Source organism: Legionella steigerwaltii, from assembly GCF_001468065.1.
Taxonomy (GTDB): Bacteria; Pseudomonadota; Gammaproteobacteria; order Legionellales; family Legionellaceae; genus Legionella; species Legionella steigerwaltii.
Genome location: NZ_LNYZ01000001.1, coordinates 38,610 through 59,943 on the forward strand (window position 1 = coordinate 38,610; position 21,334 = coordinate 59,943).

Sequence of the window (21,334 nt, forward strand, 5' to 3'; positions counted from 1 at the left end):
CCTTTATTTATATAAACTCTAGATGGTTAGAAACGGGTTGTCAATCAAGTAGTTAATGTACGCTCATTCACTTATATCATAATTTAATGATCAATAATTGTACTATGATTCATTTAGAATAATCGTTCGCAACCCCGTCATCCTGAGGAGTTTACGGCGAAGGATCTCTGATTTGAGCATCCTAGTTTTATTACATATCACATCAGGTTGAACGCTCAATGGTGTCAACTTAAGAAATCGTCGCCCTGTAGCCTGGGTGCAGCGAAGCGGAACCCGGGGTTTGTTGGTGCAGGCTTCCCCAGGTTCCGGCTTCGCCTGCACCCAGGCTACAAGAGCTTAGAATGCTTAAAGCTGATACGATTGACTATTCTAATGGAACGAAAAATCCCTCAGAGTGTATAATACTTTAGCTAATACTGTGCCTGTTAACATTGTTTTTTTGTATTCATATAAGCAAAAAACTTAATCAAATCATCCAGATCATTATCAGATAAAAATTGTTTGTCTGAGCCGCTCATTCGTGCTTGTGGAAAAGAACGGACTGATTTGGGATCACGTATAAATTGTTTCAATTGAACGATATTGGGATAATAATCCAACGGATTTTTAGGGCAATTTAAATCAGGTCCGATATCGCTTTTTCCAATACGATTCATCATATGACAGCCCTCACAATGACTAATGTAGATTTTATAGCCATTGATAATCGAAGGGCTTGTTGTTTTTGGAGGAGCAAGAACATGTTGATAATCAAGGGTTGGACTAATTTTTATTGCAATAACACTCCATGCCCAATATTCATTTGATATATAAGATCGTTCAGGATGAAGCCAAATGACCTCATAAGGTCCAGCAGTATGCCCAGTGTGATTATCAATTATTGGCCATTTAGATTTGGGTTCTATAGCCAACATGGCAATGGAAGCATTTTTACCGCAATTCATCACTTTAATCGAAGGGACATAAACATGAAAATTATCTTTGGCTATAAATTCGATGATGTCTTGTTGTTTGATATGAAAAGGAGCAAGTAACTTACACAAGGGAATAACTTTATGGTGCATTATTTTGTTAGGGTAAGCCCGATCATTGTTTATCGTTACTTGAGTCAAAAAAGGATGAGAGAGCAATTCAGATCGAGTCAGAGTGAATGTTTGATTTGGGGTAATAATACGAAGTGCAGTATCTGATGATTCATTGGTTGCAAAAGCAGTTCCCAATGTGAGCCAAATACCAATCAATAAAACGTACTTCAATCGGATCACTTTTTAACTCCTGATCTGGCGTCATAGTTGTTTTTATTTAACTTATTCAATTACTTTTACACAGCAATAGAAATTTTTCTAGAACAATTGAATGTTCAGAAAAATCTTGATTTTTGTCCTCACACTCATCATAGTGCAAAAGATAAAAAATAGGGGTCTAGTGACAAAATTAGTCTATGCAGCCACATAATAGTGGTTTTGTTGGGCCAAGGTTCAACCTACATTTGTCAACAGACTCTAATCTCTCCAATTGACAGAATATACAACGACATCTCTTAATAATTAATACAAGGAGTACGATAAATGGGCTACAAATTACGTCTAAGCTGCATCTTGTTATTCAGTGTGCCGTCACTCTTATTTGCAGAGGATACACTTGTTTTTGCTGTGGATATCATTCGGCATGGTGATAGAACACCGATTGTTCCGCTTCCGGCTGTAAATTATCAATGGCGAGAAGGCCCAGGTCAGTTAACAGCCGAAGGGATGCAGCAAGAATATAAAATGGGGATGGAGTTTCGTAAAAAATACGTAGAACAAGCTCATTTGTTACCTGAGCACTATGAACAAGGAACCATGTATGTTCGTTCCACTGATTATGAACGCACACTGATGAGTGCCGAGTCTTTATTAATGGGATTATACCCACCAGGAACAGGACCAAATACTACAGGGTCTACTTTCCCTGCTTTGCCTTATGCTTTTCAACCGATCCCTATTTTTAGTGCACCAGCTAAATATGATGAGGTGATTATCCAGCAAGTAAGCCCTGCTGAACGTGCCAAACTGATGGAACAGTATGTGTACTCAACGAAAGAATGGCAGCAAAAAAATGATGAGCTCAAAGATAAATATCCACTTTGGAGTGCTCTTATTGGTGCACAAATTAGGAGCTTGACTGATCTTGAAATACTAGGTGATGCCTTATACATTCATCAAATACATAATGCACCAATGCCCGTTGGATTGAGCACCCAAGACATTGAAACAATTATCAATGCCAGTAATTGGGCTTTTATGGCGCAAGAAAAACCACAACAAGTAGCAACAGCCTATAGCACCAAACTCATGACAAACATTGCTAATTATCTCAATAGTGGCAGTCAGAAAAGAACCAAGCTTAAATATGTTTTATTATCTGCTCATGATACGACCATTGCCAGTGCATTGAGCTTTTTGGGTGCTCCTTTAGAGAACGCGCCACCATATGCTTCGAATCTTAATTTCTCGCTTTATGAACGTGATGCAAATTATTACCTTGTTAAAGTCACTTATAATGGCCATTCTGTTTCCATTCCAGCATGCGGTGGAACTATATGTGAGTTACAGCAATTTATTCAGCTGGTAAATCGCTCTAAGATTCATGAACCACTTTAATCTTATTTATTAAAAAAAATGTTAATTAGTGGCGATAAAATAGGTATTGGTTTAAGAGCCCCCATTATCATCAAGTTCTGCAGGAAAAGTCTAAAATTGATTGGCTTGAACTGCATACAGAAAATTTTATGATCAATGGGGCCGCTCTTAGATATTTTATCCTCTATATGCGAGATTTATCCTATAAGTGTTCATGGCATTGGATTATCTTTAGGATCGGCTCAAGGTTTATGCAAAAACCATTTAAAACGAATTAAAACACTTGTTCAGCGTTTTGAGCCGGCTCTAATTTCAGATCATTTGTCCTGGAGTAATTCGCTAGATTGACCAAGATAGTAGAATTGTTTCATTATAAATATCGTTCTTTAATGTGGGCAAAATAATAATCAGGATTTAATCCCTCACCTGTTGCCTGACGTAATAGTTCTTGATAAGGCAATAATTTCCCTTTTTGATGAACATTTTCCCTTAGCCAATGCACCAACGATTTGAAATTGCCTTGCTTTAACTGCTCTTTAATATCAGGAATTGATTTTTTTACTGCAGAGAATAATTGAGCCGCAATTATTGCCCCGAACGTATAGGCAGGAAAATATCCAAAAATTCCTGAAGGCCAATGAACATCTTGCATTACCCCATTTTTATCATTACCTTTTGTGGATAAACCTAAATATTTTTGCATGTATGAATCCCAAACTTCTGGCAAGTCCGCAACAGTAATCTCTGAAGCAAACAGTTGTTGTTCTATTTCATAGCGAAGTATCACATGTAAAGGATAAGTGACCTCATCTGCATCAACACGAATTAAACCAGGTTGTACTTTTGTAGAATGATAAAAAATATTTTCTTCAGTTATATTCTCTACGTCCTTAAAATATTTTTGTGCCATAGGCACCAAGAAATGGAGATATTCCAAACTCCTGCAAATTTGCATTTCAATAAATAAGGATTGACTCTCATGAACAGCCATTCCTAAGGAGTGGCCAACAGGTTGTATATTCCATTCTTTAGGTAAGCCTTGTTCATAGAGGGCATGACCAGTTTCATGGGTAATTGCCATTAATGATGATAAAAATTCATGTTCCTTATAGCGCGTTGTAATACGAACATCACTAGAAATACCACCACAAAACGGATGATGACTCACATCCAGTCGGCCATGATGAAAATCAAAACCCAGACGACTCATTATTTCCATTCCAAGCTGTTTTTGCTTTTCTATTGGAAAATCCCCGGTGATCGTTTTTATCTGCCGAGTTTTTTGTTTTTCAATAATATTGGGAATCAGTTTCGGCAGTTCATGCTTTAATGAATTAAAAATAGGAGTAATTGTTTTACAGTCTAAGTCTGGAGAATATTCATCAATCAAAACATCCAGAGTCGATTTATTAAACGTTTGTGATTTGATTTCTGCAATTGTTTTTACTTTTTGAAATAACTTTTCCAGGTACGGTTTAAATGATTTCCAATCATTACTCGCCCGTAACTCTCGCCAGGCTTGACCACAAGTTAAAGATTCATTCGTAAATTCTTCGACTAAATTTACGGGGATACAGGTTGCCTGTCGATATTCTTTTTCGATCCAATAAAGGTTCTTTTGCTGCCAGGATGATAAATTTTCGATATCTTTTGCCTGTTTGATTAAGTCGCCCACTTTTTTATGGGTTAGCCAATCATGTTGGACTGCACTTAATGTGGCTAAAGCTTCTGCTCGTGCTTTGCCGCCACCCGCAGGCATCATCGAGGCCTCATCCCAGGAGACAATGGCTGCTAGATTTTCAAAGTCATAATATTTTTTAAAATGCTGTTCTAATTGTTGGTATGCGTTCATGAATGGGGTTCTCATTATTCTTTGTGACATGACATTTTTAACTATATATCCATAATCAAATGATTCAAATAAAATTTATGATCTATTTTAGGGGGCGTTAATAATTTTGTGTCAGAGTGCCAGGTGTCATGCTGGGCTAAAATAACAATGGTCATTTTTAGATCAATTTTTGTTTTGAAATCAATAACATCCATTAAAATTAATTATTCAAAAAATAAATAAATTTGTATATTTGCACTACCAAAATTTGTAAATTAACTGTAAACTTGCTCCGAGAAAAGACATAGTCGTAACAAAACGAACTTCTTTTCAGAGGTACTTTTATCGGAATTTTAATTATTTTAATTATTTTAATTTTTAAGGAGCAATGATATGCCTCATACACCACCTGGCTCACCTAAAGTTGAAAAAAAAGCTGACGAAGAAAAAAGTTTGCATAGCTCACAGGAAAGTTCAGAACAAGAAGAAAGCTTAGAAGAAGAGCAAGGAAGCTTAGAGCAAGAAGAAAGCTTAGAAGAAGGGCAAGAAAGCTTAGAGCAAGAAGAGCAGAAAGAGCAAGAAAGCGTAGAAGAAAACAAAGCAGAAACGCAACAAGAAGCTCCTCAACAAAATGAACAACCAAGAAATATTAATACTTTATTTGGCTTTGCTCCTAGAGTCCAACGGTTACCTGCTATTCTTTGTCCAGCTGGCCATCTTCATGTTCTTACTCCAGAAGGTCATATGCATACGATACCAGTGCCAGAAGAGTTGAGGCTTATGCTTTCATTGGCATCTATGTTAAATGCTATAGAAGCTATGAATTTAGGTGAGGAAGAAGAGCTGGAAGAAAATGTTAATCCAGAGTCTCCAGAACAAAAACAAGAAGTAGACCCAGCAGAACAACAAGAAGTTAATGAGGACAAGGAAGAAGAGGAAGAAGAAGATCGTAACGAACGAGTCAGTTGCTTTACTATGTAATCTTGGGTTCCGCAGCTTCGAGCTGCGGATTCAGGCACATAGGCAGTGCGCCCTTTTTTTTAAATTCATTATTTTAGTAAGCTATATTTCTCTTAATGAATCAAGATTGATAACTCACATCAACATCTTATATCATCGACTAAACGTCTCTAAAATTGAAATCAAACTGAGTGTAAATGATATTTCTAATAAAGTTGATTAAAAAATTTTTTCTTTTTTTTCTTCTGCTGGTCATAGTTTTTTTCTTCAAAGCCATCGCGGTTAATGGAGCCCCTGAGTCGAAAAAAGTTCAGTCAGAGATTAGTAAACTGGCTGAAATAAATAAAATAGGTACAAAAGTAAGTCCTGCTCAATTGCCCAACCCTTACAATGAGTTAATAACTCAGCCTTTAATGACACAAAGTATTGAGAAATATTATGGGCGTCGTGCCATTATAAAAACAATTTTTGCAAAGCAGGATCCAGAGGACAATACTTATCATCGCTCAATTATCATGCTTATTGATAGCGATAAAGAAAGAAATGAGCCAAATTTTGCACAAAGCAAAAAAGAAGCAATAGTCGTTGAACTCGCTTTTATTACGATGAACTTTAACGAATTGCCCAAGGACTTGAAAGAAGAGGTGCTTCATACAAATATTCCTTTTGGCAAATTGTTGACCAAATATCATATCCAAACACTAAGCCAGAATCGAAACTACTATAAAATCCGATGTAACAGTACATTGGTATCGTTAATTCATTGTCATTTAAATGCTTTCATCTATGGACGTACAAACATCCTTATTCGAGCAGATAATAAAAAATGGCTGGCCCATGTTGTAGAGATTTTACCTAATCCTACTGAAACCATTTCCACAAACAATAAGGCTAATTAGGCTTAATATCACGTGTTTTAGTGTGTATTAAATGTTTATTGTGATATTATTCGGCCCAATACAAATGGGTCTGTTTACAGATCTTAGGGCAAAAGGAACTTGATTATGTGGAATGAAAAAGCAACAAAACCTTTACTGATTATTTATATTGGATTCTTGTTCGTAGCAACTTTTTTCATAGTTCCTACCATTACTAGCTTTTATTATTACGCTTGGGGGAAACATCTGGCTTGGTCCTATTTTGATGGGCCGCCTATGATTGCCTATTTTTTTCACATTTCTCAAGCAATTTTTGGGAATACATTCTTTTCTATAAATATTGTCGGCTTTTTATGTCTGATTGTGGGCGCCTATTATATATACAAGACAGGTTGCCTTTTGCAGGATCAGCAAACAGGATTAATTAGTGCATTGATATGGGTCGCTTTGCCTACGACCACGGAAAGCATTTTTGTTCGTGTTTTATATGATGCCCCATTGAATTTATTTACTATTCTGTCTTTCTATTATTTCGCTCGCTATATTTCATACAAACGTATTCTCGATCTTTATCTATGCGCTTTATTTATTGGCGCCATGATTTTATCTAAATATACTGCTGTTGTTAGTGTGCTAGGACTATTGCTGTATGTTGTTTTTTCAAAACAGAGACAACTTTTTAAAAGTGTGCATTTTTACCTGGCGAGTTTAATCATTATTTTAATGGTTTCTCCAGTTATCTATTGGAATATCAATCACAATTGGATATCAATTACTTATTTATTAAATTTTCACAGCCAAACTCAAAGTAATACATCGATCACTCACTGTCTCTTTGAATTGATAGGGGCATTGATAATTAATTATTCTGTTTTTCTGTTATTAGCTGCATTTGGATGGTTTAAGTATCAACAGACTAAAAATGCATCCAATAATTTAGTTTTGGAGTTGACTTATGCAGTATTGCTTATAGGTCTTGTATTTTGGATTACAGCGACTTTATTAGGGGGGGATGCTCGGGTGGTGTACTTGACTCCGCTGGGGATGAATCTCGCTTTGATCACTGGATATCTCATTACACAATATCATTATCATCGGTTTTTCAAGATTATTTATCCAATTTTTTTGTCCTTTAGTATCATTATGATTGTTATTAATTCATGGCCCATAGCAAACTATTTGAAAAAAGGTAGAGCCTATACGGTATTAAACAAAGCGATTCACTCATCTGAAATTATAAAAAAGGGACAGCCTTTGGTTACTGGTTATTACACCAACTCCGCGGCATTGAATTTCTTTATGCCCAATGAGCCTGTGTACGCAATTCCTTGTGGTGATATTAATCAATACCAATATTGGGGTGAGGCTTTTTTAAATTCATTATCCAAAGGAACAATTGATAAAATAACTTACATTGATTTCAGAGATACAAAACAATGCGCAGAGCGATTTTTTAACCAGTGTCACTCATTGGCTACATTATCTCATCAGAAAATAATACCGGTCATTCACAAACGAACCAAACCCATACATTTGTTTGTATACGAATGTTCGTCACCACGCACGCAAATTTCTAAAGTCTAGTGAGGAAATTGCCTCTAGAGCATCTTAAGATGACTTGGGATTTATTTTCTCATTCGGCTTTTTTTCGATTGCACTTGTAATTCTATAACGTAATAATAAGTTCCGAATTTAACCAGTCGCAAACATGTTGTGTTTGTATTAGGCTATTCTTTAAGGAAAAAAAATGAAACAAAAATTACTCATTGGATTTACAGCTGCAGTACTGTCTTTTGCACACATGGCACATGCAGACTTTACTTTCTATTCTGGTACAAATACTTGTGACGAGATTCCTGGAAATTGGTCAGGTTCAGGTAAGGCTAATAATTGGTTAATCGGGGAATGTGTTTATGATGGATCAGGAACAATCGGTGCTTTAGATAAGGATGGTAGGTTTAATATAGCAGTCGAATCAGACAAACGCTCAGGAAGTATGGTGTGTCCTGACCATAATAGCACAAAACTAAAGGGGACTTGTGTTAATGGGACGGTGACTATCAATACGGAATACGGCAACTTGAATGGTATTTTTTCAAAAACTTCAGGTAGCGCTAAAGGAAAGTTATCCGTTTCACCGGGTATGGATGTCGACGTATCCATTCAATTTAAACGTGTCGGATAAAAATAATTTGTAGTCCGGGTGTTTGGTAGCCTGGGTGCAGCGCAGCGGAACCCGGGATCGGTGCTATTGCAATTCCCGGGTTCCGCTGCGCTGCACCCAGGCTACCAAATATCCGGACATCATCAATAATCTATCAGTTTAATGATTTTTTTAAAGCCACTATATGTTGATAGGCTTCATTTATTCGTTCTTGACTGATTTCGCCTGATTGAACTTTAGCTTCAATGATGTCAATGATTTGTGCTGGATTTTGCTCCGGAACAGATAAATTGTTTCCAAACATCAGCATATCCGCGCCAGCATTGATGGCAAGTACTAACGCCTGTTCAAGCCCATAATTGTCACTAATGGCTTTCATTTGCATATCATCAGTAATAATGACGCCTTGAAAATGGAGTTGTTTGCGTAGAAGTTCAGTTAAAATTTTGTGTGATAAAGTTGCTGGTAATCCAGAGGGGTCGAGTTGACGATTCACAATATGTGCTGTCATGACTACACCACACGCATCATGGGAATTTAACAGGTGCGTAAAGGGCTCTAACTCATATGAATGCCAAGTATCCGTAACATCTACAAAACCTAAGTGTGAGTCCTTAGTGGAACTGCCATGACCTGGAAAGTGTTTATAAGCACATTGAATTTTTTGATTTAGAAAATGATGTGTGTAAATACGCGCATAGCGTATGACTTGTTTTGGATTACTGGAGAAACTTCGATCTTTTTTTCCAATAACCGGGTTGTCTGGATTAACGTTGACATCCAGTTCTGGAGCAAAATCTAAATTAAACTCCGCTCTCTTTAACGTTTGAGTCATAGACTCCGCGGTGGATTCAGCCTCCTTAAAGCCTCTTTTGCCAACTTCTGAAGCAGATAAGGTTGGCGGAAATCCATATTGTTCACCTAAACGATTGACCTGCCCCCCTTCATAATCTACAGAAATTAATAGAGGTAATTGCATTCGATGATGCTGCAAATTACCTTGTTCCGCAAAGGATTGCAGATCATGATTCAATTTTTTTACTTGTTCCGGACTTTCAATATTTTTATCAAACGTTTTTGTATGATAGTTATAGTCGAATAAGATGACTCCTCCAATATTATTTTCTTTAATAGTTTTTACTATTGAAGAGTTGGCATTAATTTTTTTCCCGTCAAAACCAACAAGAAGCATTTGACCAATTTTATCGCGCAAACTCACTTCAGATGTCGTCCCTGCAAGGCAACTGGTGGAAAAAAATAAAGTGAAAAGCAGTGAAAAAAAATAGTTCATAAGTGGCCTATGTATTTACCAAATGGAACAAATTTTATCATTCAGTACTATTTTGTGCAATCTGTATCTTGTTATATCTATAATATCTTAAATTATACCTGAATGATGAGAGTTGTTATTATTTCTTTATTAAAAGGTTAGGGCGTTCTTTGCGGATGTGGGTTGTGGGGTAGTATTAAGTTGTTACGACCGCATTAGTACCCCCTTAATGGCATGAGCATATTGTAGCCTGGGTGCAGCGCAGCGGAACCCGGGATTTCTGAGCTGAAATGAGCCACATGATCCCGGGTTCCGCTGCGCAGCACCCAGGCTACAAAAACTAATCCGAACTACGCAAACAGTTGTGCCTTTGTTGCATTAGTGTAGATTTTATCGATTATCCCAATAATCAATGATCCCGGGCCGGAAGTACTAGATGAAATTGGGCCAACGCATTCGGCATAAAAATGTACAGCATTTCGAGCAGCCAAAAATTGATCTGGGACAACTGTATGAAAAACACTAATAATTGCTGAAAGTAAATTACCTATCCCTGCTACTTTTTGCACCATAGCGGAATCAAAATTAAATTGATCCATGTGAGCTGAGTTAACAACTACGTGTCTTTTCCCACTTACAACTACAGCAAGCTTATGTTTTTTTGATAAGGACCTCGCATTCTCAATTATTATTTTGTCCTCAAACAGATGATTATTATCTTGAATGATGAGTTCCCCTGTCAGCAAACTTGCAATTTCATTAGGGTAGCCACGGATAATGGAAATTTGATGCTTTTTTATCAAGTTTATCGCAATATCGGTTCGATATCGGCTTGCTCCTGCTCCCACCGGATCTAAAATGATGGGAATGTTCATCTGGTTTGCTATGTCACAGATGTGGTTACTTAGCTTAACAAAAGTATTATCTAGTTTGCCTAGATTGATGACGACTGCTTTAGAGATTTTCAGTAATTCCTCAGCTTCTTCTTCTGCGCTGCACATTATTGGGAAGCCACCAACACTGCGTATTCCGCTGGCTACATAACCCATAGGAAAATAATTGGTAATAGTTAATATAAAAGGTTTTTGTTGTCTTATTTTCCTTAAAATTTCATTTATTTCTGGTGCCATGAAAGTCCGTTTTAAAATAATTTTCAATTGAAATTACTTTAGCTTACTTTTTAAATTACAACCACTGAATTTATGAATAACGCAAGGGTGATATTAATTAGGATAATGATTTGCTTTTTCAGGCAAGGCGAACTAAGTTTAAATTCTATGGATGAAATTTTAAACTCAAGGAGAAAGTAAAATGTCAAAGCATAATAAATATAAAAATGAGTCACAAGATGCACGTCGTCACGATCAACAACATTCCTCTCATCCTGATAAAATGAAACATGCTCAGGAGAAATCTGACTCTAAATTTGAACATCATTCTAATAAAAAGAAATAAATATTAATTCATTAGCCTGAAATAAGCCTTACCTTTGGGAAAAGGTAAGGCCTGTTTTAACGATTATCTATAGCAACGTAATTGACCCCAAGCATTTCGCCAGCAACCTGGATGATATGGGGCTGGTCTAGAATATGGACCAGGGGCATTTAATACGCATGCGCCATACATATTCCTATGATATCCATGGCCGCAACCTTGAGCTGCACTGGCGATGGACGTATAGCCTACTGCGAAGAATAAAGAACCTAATATAATACCTGTACGTAACACTTTTGAAATGCATGAACTTGTATTCATTACATCCTCCTTCGGTTTACTTTTTTTTTTACTCAGCTTAAGTATAGAATTGATTCTTTAATTTGCACAAATAATATTCAAAAAAAATTATTTTAAACTTAAGTGATTGTAAAATATTCAAAAATATTTTTTTAAATAAGAGGGTATTTTTATGCAGAGCAGTTCATTTTAATAGCATGCCTCTCTCCTTTACCAAGCCTCTTCCCATAAGCTAAGTTGTTTGAAGGATAAATTTTCTTTTTTATAAAACTTGTCTATTTCCAAAGAAGGACTGGGTTCAATATTTAACTGAAATCGTTTACAAGCAAGCTGAAATCGAGCTTTTAAGAGATTGGCATATTCTCCTTCACCACGCATACGGGTGCCGAACCGTGCATCATATTCTTTGCCTCCACGCATTTGACGAATAAGGCTCATCACATGTTCGGCTCTTTCAGGAAAATGTTGCGCAAGCCACTCTTTAAATAATTCTTTTACTTCGTGAGGCAGCCGGATTAACACATAATTTGCATGCCTGGCTCCAGCATGTGCAGCAGCTTGCATGATTTTTTCCATCTCAAGGTCATTGATCATCGGAATAATAGGGGCAACCAAAACACGAGTAGGTATTCCGTTTTCAGTTAAGCGTTTTATTATTCTTAATCGTCCTGAGGGGGCTGTAGTTCTTGGTTCCATAATTCGTTTGAGATCGGTTGAAAGCGAAGTAATACTTACTGCAACTTTGGCCAGATTCAGTTTGGCCATATCGGACAAGATATCTAAATCGCGTTCAATAAGCGCATTTTTAGTAATTATGATTACGGGGTGATTATGATTCGCTAATACTTTTAAAAGATCGCGAGTAATTTCCAGTTTTGCCTCTACTGGTTGATAGGGATCTGTGTTTGCACCTAAGACAATTGGCTTGCACGTATAACTTGATCGATTAATTTCTTTTTCTAAAAGCCTTGCAGCATCTACTTTATAGAAGATTTTAGTTTCAAAATCGATTCCTGGAGACAAATTAACATAAGAATGGCTTGGTCTTGCATAACAATAAATACAACCATGTTCACACCCTCGATAGGGATTAATTGACTGTTCAAAGCCTAGATCAGGAGAATCATTACGACTGATTACTGATTTGGAATGCTCAGGAAATAAAAAGGTTTCTAGATGGGGAAGAATATCTTCTTCCATATCCCAGCCATCGGCAAAATACTCACGAGTTTGTGGTTCGAATCGGCCATCTGGATTGCTAAGAGCACCACGATTTTTAAGTGTCTGATTAGGTTTCATAACAACTGAGAGTAAATCAAAAAAACGGATTATTTTATCACAATCCTAATCCTCTAAGAAACACAGGAATATCCACAACTGGCTATACTTTGGGGTGATTGATTACTGAAGCAGTCATTCTCGAAATGCAGGTTAGTTTTTGTTCTTCATTAAAAATCTTAACTTCCCAAACATGAGTAGAGCGTCCTATATGGATAGGAGAAGTGATGGCAGTTACAATGCCTTGTTTAACGGAATGAATATGATTGGCATTAATTTCTAAACCGACACAAAAAAATTGGCTTGTATCAATTACTGCGTTTGCTGCAGTGCTCGCTACTGTTTCCGATAAGGCGACATTCGCACCACCATGAAGAATGCCTATAGGTTGTTTGGTGCGTTCATCTACTGGCATGGTTGCTCTTAAAAAATTATCACCTATTTCAATGAACTTAATACCAAGAAATTCGGACATGGTATTTTTCCCAAATTGATTTAACGCTTCGAGAGAAATATTTTGAAACCATATAGCCATTTTTATCTCCTTTTTTTAAAATAAGATAAACTTTATTTATCCAAAAACCAATAAGAAATTTTTATGTCAAATCAAGCATGTATGAGATGTTATATCTCAGGAAAAGTTCAAGGTGTATGGTATCGCGCCTCAGCACAAAGAGAAGCGATAAAATTAGGCATTACAGGCTGGGCACGAAATCTGGATGATGGGCGTGTGGAGGTTTTTGCTTGTGGGACGGTTGAAAATCTGGAACTGTTTTATGAATGGTTAAAAGAAGGGCCGCAGCTTGCTGTTGTAGAAGAATGTACTTATGAAAAGCAAGTTTGGGAAGAGTATGAGGGGTTTGATACTTTGTAAGATAAACCTACATGTAGCCTGGGTGCAGCGCAGCGGAACCCGGGAATTAAGAGGTCCACTCATACTCCAAAACCCGGGTTCCGCTGCGCTGCCCCCAGGCTACATGTTACTACTCAACAGAATGAGACTTGATAAAATGCCCTACGGATGCTATCAATCGAAAAACCTGATCGGGTACAAATAGTTCAAGTTGTGCAAAAACATGGATCATTCCCTTAAATTCTTCTAATGTTACGGAAACGCCCAAATTTTTTATTTTTTTTGCAAAAGCATGCGCTTCGTCGAATAAAGGGTCGTATTCAGCTGCTGCGATATAGCACGGTGGCAATAATTCTAAGTGTTTGAAATAAATGGGTGACGCTTGAATGCGATCGCCACCATTTCGAAAATAATTGTCAAAATACCATTTAATTTTTTCTCGTGTGAGTAAAAAACCTTCGCCATTACGCTGATAAGAATCATAGTTCATAGAGAAATCAACAGAAGGGTAGATTAGCACCAATCCTTTAATCGTATTATCACCACGTTCTTTCATTTGATGGCAAACAGAAAGTGCTAAATTTCCCCCGGCACTATCACCGGCTAAAAAGACATGGTCAGTATTGACTTGAAATTCTTTAAGTAACTCAGCCTTTTGTGCAAAAACCGCAATACAATCCTGTAATCCAGCTGGATATGGAAACTCTGGAGCCAAACGATAACCCACAGAAAGAACGATACATTGACTGCTCACTGCAATTCGCCTACAAAGAGCATCATGAGTTTCTATACTTCCTGATAGATGTCCACCTCCATGAAAATAAATGATTAAAGGTGCTTTTTTTTGTGGGGCTGGATGATAAATTCGTGTTGCTATCTCACGATCAGCCAGTTGTAGTTTTAGGTTACTTATCAGAGGAACAAATAATTTAGGCAAGGCAAAAGCCTCGGCTGTTTTTTCCGCCAGATCACGAACCTCTTCGGGTATATAGACGGGTGGTTTTGTATTGATCAAATCCAAAAAATTTTGTAGTGATTGGGGTATATGGCTATGGCTACGTGACATGGGTCCCTCCTTTTCCTCGCAAGAAAGCGTGAATAGTTACTCTGAATCTCCAGATAACAGCAATGTATTCTTTACTTTGACAACCTGTATCATTAGTAACGCAACAACAAGCAACCAAACAGCACTTAAAATAATAATGAAACTTAATAAAGGATTAACCATTAAATAGCCCATCAATATGACACTGAGTGTTGCAAAACACATGTTAACAAAACTCATCATGGCAGCAGCACTGGCTTTGTCCTTAAGTGCGTTAGAGGCAACAAATGAGCCGCCTGAAAATAGAAACCCGCTAAATAAATATAAGTCGGATGTAGTTAAGAAAAACCATAACGAAGATTGACTCTCAAAATGCCACATCATCAATAAATTAAGTATTCCTAGGGCAACACCAAAAAAACCAATCGAAATGAGCTGATTTGCTGAGAAACGAGTCAGTAACTGCTTGGCAAATAATCCACCCAAGAGCATGCCAACAATGTTGAGTATATTCCAGTAGCCATATTCTGCTGCTGTCAGTTTCAATAGTTCTTCTGCGATTTGAGGTCCCGCAGCAGAAAAGCAATAAGCTATTGCAGAGCAACATCCCACAACTAATGAAAAAATCACCAGTTTTGCAGACGCAAGTGCGGCATAATAATCACGTATAATCGTTAAGACATGGATTGATTTAGGGCGAACTAATGTTTCGCGAAACACACGAGTACCGAAGAGCATGATGAAACCATGCACAAGTAAAATCCAAAAGCATCCTTGCCAGTGAAAATATTCAGTAATTAATCCACCAATGACTACAGCGATCCCAATTCCAAGTGCAAAGGATAATACGGAATAGGCCATGGCCGTTTTGCGTTGTGATTCGGGTAGCCATTCATTAATTAGCATGAATGTACAGGCAAGTCCGCTGGCAGCACCTAAAGCAGTAATTAACCGTCCGCTTATAAGCAACCAGTAGTTTCCTTGCACCAAGGCAATCAAACAAATTGCAATCCCAAACAGATTGATTACTAGCCCAGTGCGGAGCGCTTTTAAACGACCAAATCGGTTTGCAAGCGGCCCATAAATCAATTGGCCAACTACATAACCAATCAAAAATGCGGAGACAATCCATTCAATGGTTCCCGGGCCTAAAGCATATTCAGTTTGGATTTTTGGCAAAGAAGGAGTGATAATTGCTGCCGAAACCGATGCAATGGAAATATAACTGAGCAACCAAAACAAGTTAAATGAGGAAGTTTTTCCGCTAATGCTCATGACTATCCTTAACGTAAAAGGATTCATTGTAAGTGCTTCCTTGTCTTAGTCAACAACTCTTTTTTACAGGTGAACGTGATGCTTATGATGAAGTAATTGTTAAATCAAAGTAGATATAGGTTGGCATTATTCTATAGGAGCTTTGCAAAATGTCCTGACGGTTTTATTGATTTTATTATCAATAATTTCACCACGAATCTCACCAAAGTAACCATTGACTTGAATTAACATCCAGGCGTAAAGCTTATCAATATCATCTCCAGTTTGGGTCGCGATTTTTTCTTCTTTACAGTAAACATTTGCGGTAAATTGCTTGTTCATTTTAAGAACCCTTTGATCCAAACTTATATATATAAGTTTAGCTTTTTTTCCTTAATTCACCACGTTATCGAGGGGTATATTGAACTATAATTTATATAGAGGGATTCTTTTCAGGAGATTGTTATGAATACCAATTTTTTAGCTGCAGTACTGGGTTGGTATTTGGTAATTGTGAGTCTGCTTTTACTAGTAAGACGTGAAATTGTAGTCACCGCAATGAAAGAATTAATGGGGCAACGCGCTGTAATGTTAGTTGTTGGCATAATAACATTAATTATTGGTTTATTAATGGTTATTAGTCATAACGTATGGGTAATGGGTTGGCCTGTCATTGTTACTATTATTGCCTGGTTAATACTAATTGGCGGCTTATTTAGGCTCTATTGTCCAGATACCGTGTATAAAATTTGGGGTAAAGTAATCAAGAAATCGGAACTATTTATCACTACAGGGGTAATTACTTTAATTATTGGCCTCTTTTTGTTGTATAAGGTCTATTTTCATTGATGGCTTGTACCGTGTGAGTAGGGCGGTAAACTCACTCAACGCATGTAGCATGTAGCCTGTGTGTAGCGAAGCGAAACCCGGGTTACGGTCTTTAGACCTTCACCCAGGCTACATTTTTCAAATAATTCCTAATCCGATACCGATTCTTTGAACGTTACCAATAGATTGGTATAAAAAATTGTAGTCGTACTTTCAAATCCAGAGTCAGTACCAAGGACTAGCCATGCTTCACCTTTATGGTTGGTCATAACGGTATAATTAGCGAGTTTGGCTTGCATTTCTTCATCGGGTAAATAAGGCAAGGTTTTTAGTCGGTAAGTGGGGTTTTGAGTGTCTACGCCAACAGTACCAATCGTGATCATATCTTTTCCATCAAGTGCCTGATTTCCTTTATCTAAATCAATTCTGTAATAGTCAGAACTGTCTAAACGTCGTTGGGGTTCATCAGTTACAGCACCAATTTTCACGTAGACTGAGTCACCAGCTGATCCTCCTGTACCTAGAGAACCTTCAGCGGCATTAGAAGCAAATTCCAAAGTAAAACTCACATGATAGGTTGTATTAGGCTTTAACCCTTTTACCTTTTTATAAGCATACATGAATAAGTCATCACTATGATTGTTGCCTGATATTTTTAATCCATGCAAGGGAGTATTAATTTCGTGAGGGAGTGTAACGCCATTTTTAAATCCAAGCTCAAAGAATTTTTCTTGGCCTTTAGGATAATCAGCAAAGGAAACCTGAAAATTTTCTTTTTTGGAAAATGTATACTTATACGATTTAAGATCAGGATTATTTAAGGCAAATGCTGAAACAGTAACTATATTGCATATTAAAAAAAGGCAGAACAAAGCGGTGCGTTTCAAGATGTTATCCAATTGAATCGAAATGGCGCATTTTAAAATTAAACCGCCAATAGAGCAATAGAACACTGATAAAAGCAGCTAATGACATGCCCCACCAAAGACCAACACCTCCCCATTGGAGTGGAATTGCAAATAAGTAACCTACAGGTAAAGCGATCCCCCAAAAACTGATTATGGAGATGACTAAGGTATAGCGTGTATCTTTTAGAGCACGTAAAGCGCCAAATAATGAAATACGGGCTGATTCGAATATTTGAAAAATTGCGCTAACAGCCAGAAGCTGAATGGCAAAATGCACAACGTCCTGATTGTCGGATTCATGTATATCAAAATCAATACCAATAAGTAGCTCAGGGAAAAACCAATAGAAAAGTGCTGCAACAAACATAAAAATAACTGAAGCAAAAGTGCCGATATATCCTGCATGTTTTGCAGTGACTATATCGCCTTCTCCCAATAAATGGCCTATGCGTACTGTGATTGCTTGGGCTATGGAAAAAATGATGGATATCAAAATGCATAAATATTGTAATGTGATTTGATTGGCGGCCAACAATTGATTTCCAAGCGAGCCCATAATTAAAATCAATACGAAAAAAAAGCCAATTTCAATGCAATACATAATCCCTAAAGGAGCACCAATTTTAAGTAGTTCAATTAAGTAAAATGGTTTGATGTGAGCAAAGAGAAGACGCGTATAGGGTTTATAGTTTTTATTTGTAAAAATATACCCAGTGAAAAATAATGCAGTTATCCAAAAACCTATAGTTGTACCCCAACCCGCACCAGCAACGCCTAAAGCAGGGAAGCCAAATTTTCCAAAAATCAATACGAAACTAAATAGGATATTCAAAGAAACATTCAGGGCACTAAAGAGTAATGCAAGTCGTGTCTTGCCAAGTCCGATAACAAACTCCAACAGTACCACAGTAATAAAATTAGCGAATAATCCCCAGGTAAGCGCGTGTAAATAAGATTCTGTCAGCTTAACTAAAGCTTGGTTTTGTCCGAGATATAAGAGCAGCGGCGCAATATGCCAAAAGAAATAACACGCGGGAATGGTCAAAATACAGGCCAGCCAAAACCCATCTCGAAAAACCAAAGAGATTCCGTGCTCATCTTGAGCTCCATATCGATGAGCGATTAAGACGTTAATTGAATTTAAAATACCAATAATAATGACGTTAAATGTGCCAAATAGCCAAGCAACCAGTGAACCTGCTGCTAATGCGTCTTGGCTTACATGAGCTAAAAATAAAGTTACAAAAAAGTAAACCGAAGATTGCAATAATCCAGTGAATATTAGTGGAACAGCTAAGCTTAGTAAGGATTGAAAATTACTTTTAAATGTTTTCACAAAAAATCTCTACAGATGCATTTTTATCCTTCTCTTTTGAAAAGGGACTCTAGGGCAAATTAAAATTAAAGGTTAAATATCTTTATTATAGTGTCTAGTGAATAACCAGTACATCAAACTATAGCTTATATTCAATCAGAATTAAGTTTTTTGGGAGAAATGAACCCTGAGCCGAACGACACATCGGCTCAAATAACCCTATGTTAATTCGTAAGTGATATTGATTCGGAGCAATACTCATCATAGAACTCCTCCATACCTACATAGAGTTCTTTTAATTCTTCTATATCATAAATTCCCTTTTGAGCTTTTTGAGTTAGCTCATCGTATTCATTAATATATTCCTCAAATAGATCCTTTACTGCGGGATCATCTTTTTTTCGAACTCTTTGGATTTCTACAATGAAATCGTCTAATTTTGTTTTTATTTTCACATACTCTTCTTTGCTTCCTAGAATTTTCACTTTAGTTTCTGGCTTATTTAGAGATTTATATAACAAATAAATCGCAATTAATCCGATAGGGATTAAAACAATGGCTGCTATATATACACCTGCGTTAGATGTCTCTGTCTCCTGAATAGGGCATACATCCATATCCTGATTTCCAGCACATGGAGCTATGGCTTGTGGCGGCTCTGTGGGGAGTCGATATCTGGGTGTTTCATAAGACCAGTTGGGCTGGTGATAATCATCATCAACAACAAGCAGTTTTTTATTATGCTCGAAAAATGACGGGCGTGATTTAGGTTGTGGATGAGACTTTTGCTGGGAACTTGGTTGTGGTAATAATGGCAATTTATCCGGTTTTTGAGGCGGTTTAAGACCTTTAAGTTCATATTGGAATTTGATCCAACCATGCATCGAATCCATCAATACATTTAATTCTTGAGCTTGTCCGACAAGCGTAGCAAAATCAGAACCCTGTATTATAGGACCATTCAAATGACCAATAACTTGATTTACTTGTTGTTTGAGGACTTGGTTCGTTTTTGCAAGTTCTGCAGTTGTAGAGGGAAAATGCGCTAAATTATCTTGATTGCCTATGAATGTATTTAATTTTTCTCGTTCCGATGTGATCCATTTTTTTATACCAGACAAACTCATATAGGAGAAACTTTGTTCCTCTTGAATTGCTTTGTGATAGGCTTGTGTATTCGCCTGAATTATTTTTTCAATGTGTACAGATGATTCATCAATAAAGGACTCAGTTTCTCTTAGTAGTAAAGATAATTGCTCCTTAAATTGAAAAACGGTATACACTTCTCCAGCTTGTTCTAATAATCCTATGGTTTGAGTAATGACTTTTTGAAACTGGTCTAGTTCATTTAAATCCGTTACTGCTTTGGCATAATGGTCGAGTACTTCTTCCTGCGTAGTAATTAATTGGAAATCAGGACAATCTTTGAGCTGCTCACCTGTTAATTGTAATCCAGGCATAGAATTCTCTACGAGGGAAGTGGAACCTTTGCTACACTCTTTTGCGGCTTGTGTAGGATAGGCTTTCAGATCATCAGTAGGTGGCGCAATTGAGAACGTATAAGGGTGAGGATTAACTTGATTTGTATTCAGAGCAAAATGTAAAATTCTGTTGCGCTCGGTGGATACTTGATCAATAGTTTTTGATAACTCACCAAGCCGATCTCTTAATAATTGTGACTCTATTTTATGCGTTAATTGAGGGTGGATGTCATCATCAATAGTACTGCGAAAATTGGCTAAAAACATTCGATCGGAGCCTGCAAAAGGGGAAATGTCCTTTTCTATAGTCCGTACGTAACGAGCAACATGCTCCAATTGTTCTCTTGTTTGTTTCGCGCTGGGATTTTGGCTGATTCCTTTCAGGATATGATTCAAATCCAGTAAGAAAAAATTCATGGGCTGATTTAAATGTTCTTTGGGTAACTCCTGATTTCTTACTAGTAAGTAATCTCCAGTTTTTTGCATTAACTCATACAAGATAGGCCATTGTAAGAGTTGGCTATCAATGGGTTGGACGTGAAAATCATCTCGGGTTAACACGTGACGCGTTTTATATGCATTGGAGTAAAACCAAGAGCGTTCATAGACATTAATTAATGCTTGCGAATCCTCGGCGAACCAAGAACTTGAACTGGACAAATAATCAGGATGAATTCCTGAATTGGCGCGAGTTTTAATTATCCATTCTCTTTTGGCTAATTCCTCTTCGGTATAACAGGATGCTGAATGGAGCCAAGAACGATAATGATATTGCTGGGGTTGATATGGGGTGTATTCCTTCTTTTCCTTTGTCATACTTCTCACTCCTTGAGATAGAATAACCAGAAGCTATTGTGCGGTTGCTAACTAAATAGAATATTTTTGAATCAATTTAATTTGATAACATGCTTTAG

Annotated in this window: 22 protein-coding genes; 9 read left to right on the forward strand and 13 right to left on the reverse strand. The window is 37.1% G+C overall.

Annotated features, from left to right (window positions below; genetic code table 11):
* Positions 1-425: 425 nt before the first annotated feature.
* Entirely contained in the window at positions 426-1,265 is an 840-nt protein-coding gene (locus Lstg_RS00170) for a c-type cytochrome (protein ID WP_058475646.1), read from the reverse strand.
* Between the two features lie 303 nt (positions 1,266-1,568).
* Here Lstg_RS00170 and Lstg_RS00175 point away from each other — a divergent pair, with 303 nt between their 5' ends.
* On the forward strand, positions 1,569-2,642 hold the full coding sequence (locus Lstg_RS00175) for a histidine phosphatase family protein (protein WP_058475647.1): 1,074 nt from the start codon (positions 1,569-1,571) through the stop codon (positions 2,640-2,642).
* A 135-nt stretch (positions 2,643-2,777) separates the two neighbouring features.
* Complete coding sequence (locus tag Lstg_RS00180; protein WP_244918262.1) at positions 2,778-2,969, forward strand: multinuclear nonheme iron-dependent oxidase; 192 nt, start codon at positions 2,778-2,780, stop codon at positions 2,967-2,969.
* Between the two features lie 22 nt (positions 2,970-2,991).
* On the opposite strand, the gene Lstg_RS00185 is transcribed toward Lstg_RS00180, so the two are convergent.
* Positions 2,992-4,473: a carboxypeptidase M32 gene (locus Lstg_RS00185; protein ID WP_058475648.1), complete on the reverse strand. Its 1,482-nt coding sequence runs from the start codon at positions 4,471-4,473 to the stop codon at positions 2,992-2,994.
* A 372-nt stretch (positions 4,474-4,845) separates the two neighbouring features.
* On the opposite strand from Lstg_RS00185, the gene Lstg_RS00190 reads away from it, so the two are divergent.
* The 4 genes from Lstg_RS00190 (at position 4,846) to Lstg_RS00205 (ending at position 8,475) form a co-directional block, all read left to right on the forward strand.
* Complete coding sequence (locus Lstg_RS00190) at positions 4,846-5,433, forward strand: hypothetical protein (RefSeq protein ID WP_058475649.1); 588 nt, start codon at positions 4,846-4,848, stop codon at positions 5,431-5,433.
* Between the two features lie 176 nt (positions 5,434-5,609).
* Positions 5,610-6,311 carry a hypothetical protein gene (locus Lstg_RS00195; protein ID WP_058475650.1) on the forward strand — a complete coding sequence of 234 codons (702 nt, stop codon included), beginning with the start codon at positions 5,610-5,612 and terminating at the stop codon, positions 6,309-6,311.
* Positions 6,312-6,416: 105 nt separating this feature from the next.
* Complete coding sequence (locus Lstg_RS00200; protein ID WP_058475651.1) at positions 6,417-7,874, forward strand: glycosyltransferase family 39 protein; 1,458 nt, start codon at positions 6,417-6,419, stop codon at positions 7,872-7,874.
* 163 nt (positions 7,875-8,037) lie between these two features.
* Positions 8,038-8,475 carry a hypothetical protein gene (locus tag Lstg_RS00205; RefSeq protein ID WP_058475652.1) on the forward strand — a complete coding sequence of 146 codons (438 nt, stop codon included), beginning with the start codon at positions 8,038-8,040 and terminating at the stop codon, positions 8,473-8,475.
* A gap of 133 nt (positions 8,476-8,608) precedes the next feature.
* Here Lstg_RS00205 and Lstg_RS00210 read toward each other — a convergent pair whose 3' ends face one another.
* Both Lstg_RS00210 and thiM read right to left on the reverse strand, forming a co-directional pair.
* Positions 8,609-9,745, reverse strand: a complete 1,137-nt coding sequence (locus Lstg_RS00210; protein ID WP_058475653.1) for a glycoside hydrolase family 3 protein — start codon at positions 9,743-9,745, stop codon at positions 8,609-8,611.
* 329 nt (positions 9,746-10,074) lie between these two features.
* Positions 10,075-10,854 (reverse strand): hydroxyethylthiazole kinase, encoded by a 780-nt coding sequence (gene thiM, locus Lstg_RS00215; RefSeq protein WP_058475654.1) that lies wholly within the window; start codon positions 10,852-10,854, stop codon positions 10,075-10,077.
* Positions 10,855-11,035: 181 nt separating this feature from the next.
* Here thiM and Lstg_RS17835 point away from each other — a divergent pair, with 181 nt between their 5' ends.
* Entirely contained in the window at positions 11,036-11,179 is a 144-nt protein-coding gene (locus tag Lstg_RS17835; RefSeq protein WP_165481733.1) for a hypothetical protein, read from the forward strand.
* Between the two features lie 63 nt (positions 11,180-11,242).
* On the opposite strand, the gene Lstg_RS00220 is transcribed toward Lstg_RS17835, so the two are convergent.
* The 3 genes from Lstg_RS00220 to Lstg_RS00230 form a co-directional block, all read right to left on the reverse strand.
* A complete protein-coding gene (locus Lstg_RS00220; protein ID WP_058475655.1) occupies positions 11,243-11,479 on the reverse strand; it encodes a GCG_CRPN prefix-to-repeats domain-containing protein in 237 nt (78 codons plus the stop codon).
* 189 nt (positions 11,480-11,668) lie between these two features.
* The gene (locus Lstg_RS00225; protein ID WP_058475656.1) at positions 11,669-12,757 is read right to left on the reverse strand and encodes a PA0069 family radical SAM protein; all 1,089 of its coding nucleotides are present in this window, start codon (positions 12,755-12,757) and stop codon (positions 11,669-11,671) included.
* Between the two features lie 82 nt (positions 12,758-12,839).
* A complete protein-coding gene (locus Lstg_RS00230) occupies positions 12,840-13,271 on the reverse strand; it encodes a hotdog fold thioesterase (protein WP_058475657.1) in 432 nt (143 codons plus the stop codon).
* A gap of 63 nt (positions 13,272-13,334) precedes the next feature.
* Here Lstg_RS00230 and Lstg_RS00235 point away from each other — a divergent pair, with 63 nt between their 5' ends.
* On the forward strand, positions 13,335-13,610 hold the full coding sequence (locus Lstg_RS00235) for an acylphosphatase (protein ID WP_058475658.1): 276 nt from the start codon (positions 13,335-13,337) through the stop codon (positions 13,608-13,610).
* A gap of 109 nt (positions 13,611-13,719) precedes the next feature.
* Here the strand turns inward: Lstg_RS00235 and Lstg_RS00240 are convergent, their stop codons facing one another.
* From Lstg_RS00240 to Lstg_RS00250, 3 genes are all read right to left on the reverse strand, one after another.
* Entirely contained in the window at positions 13,720-14,655 is a 936-nt protein-coding gene (locus Lstg_RS00240) for an alpha/beta hydrolase (RefSeq protein ID WP_058475659.1), read from the reverse strand.
* 36 nt (positions 14,656-14,691) lie between these two features.
* Positions 14,692-15,909: an MFS transporter gene (locus Lstg_RS00245; RefSeq protein WP_058475660.1), complete on the reverse strand. Its 1,218-nt coding sequence runs from the start codon at positions 15,907-15,909 to the stop codon at positions 14,692-14,694.
* Between the two features lie 126 nt (positions 15,910-16,035).
* A complete protein-coding gene (locus Lstg_RS00250; protein ID WP_058475661.1) occupies positions 16,036-16,230 on the reverse strand; it encodes a hypothetical protein in 195 nt (64 codons plus the stop codon).
* A 123-nt stretch (positions 16,231-16,353) separates the two neighbouring features.
* Here Lstg_RS00250 and Lstg_RS00255 point away from each other — a divergent pair, with 123 nt between their 5' ends.
* Positions 16,354-16,737, forward strand: coding sequence for a hypothetical protein (locus tag Lstg_RS00255; RefSeq protein ID WP_058475662.1), 384 nt, complete (start codon positions 16,354-16,356; stop codon positions 16,735-16,737).
* Between the two features lie 128 nt (positions 16,738-16,865).
* Here the strand turns inward: Lstg_RS00255 and Lstg_RS00260 are convergent, their stop codons facing one another.
* The 3 genes from Lstg_RS00260 to Lstg_RS00270 all read right to left on the reverse strand — a co-directional run bounded on the left by Lstg_RS00260 (position 16,866) and on the right by Lstg_RS00270 (position 21,236).
* Positions 16,866-17,603 (reverse strand): hypothetical protein, encoded by a 738-nt coding sequence (locus Lstg_RS00260; RefSeq protein WP_238585337.1) that lies wholly within the window; start codon positions 17,601-17,603, stop codon positions 16,866-16,868.
* 4 nt (positions 17,604-17,607) lie between these two features.
* Entirely contained in the window at positions 17,608-18,960 is a 1,353-nt protein-coding gene (locus tag Lstg_RS00265) for an MATE family efflux transporter (protein WP_058475663.1), read from the reverse strand.
* A 203-nt stretch (positions 18,961-19,163) separates the two neighbouring features.
* Complete coding sequence (locus Lstg_RS00270) at positions 19,164-21,236, reverse strand: hypothetical protein (RefSeq protein WP_058475664.1); 2,073 nt, start codon at positions 21,234-21,236, stop codon at positions 19,164-19,166.
* Between the last annotated feature and the right edge of the window lie 98 nt (positions 21,237-21,334).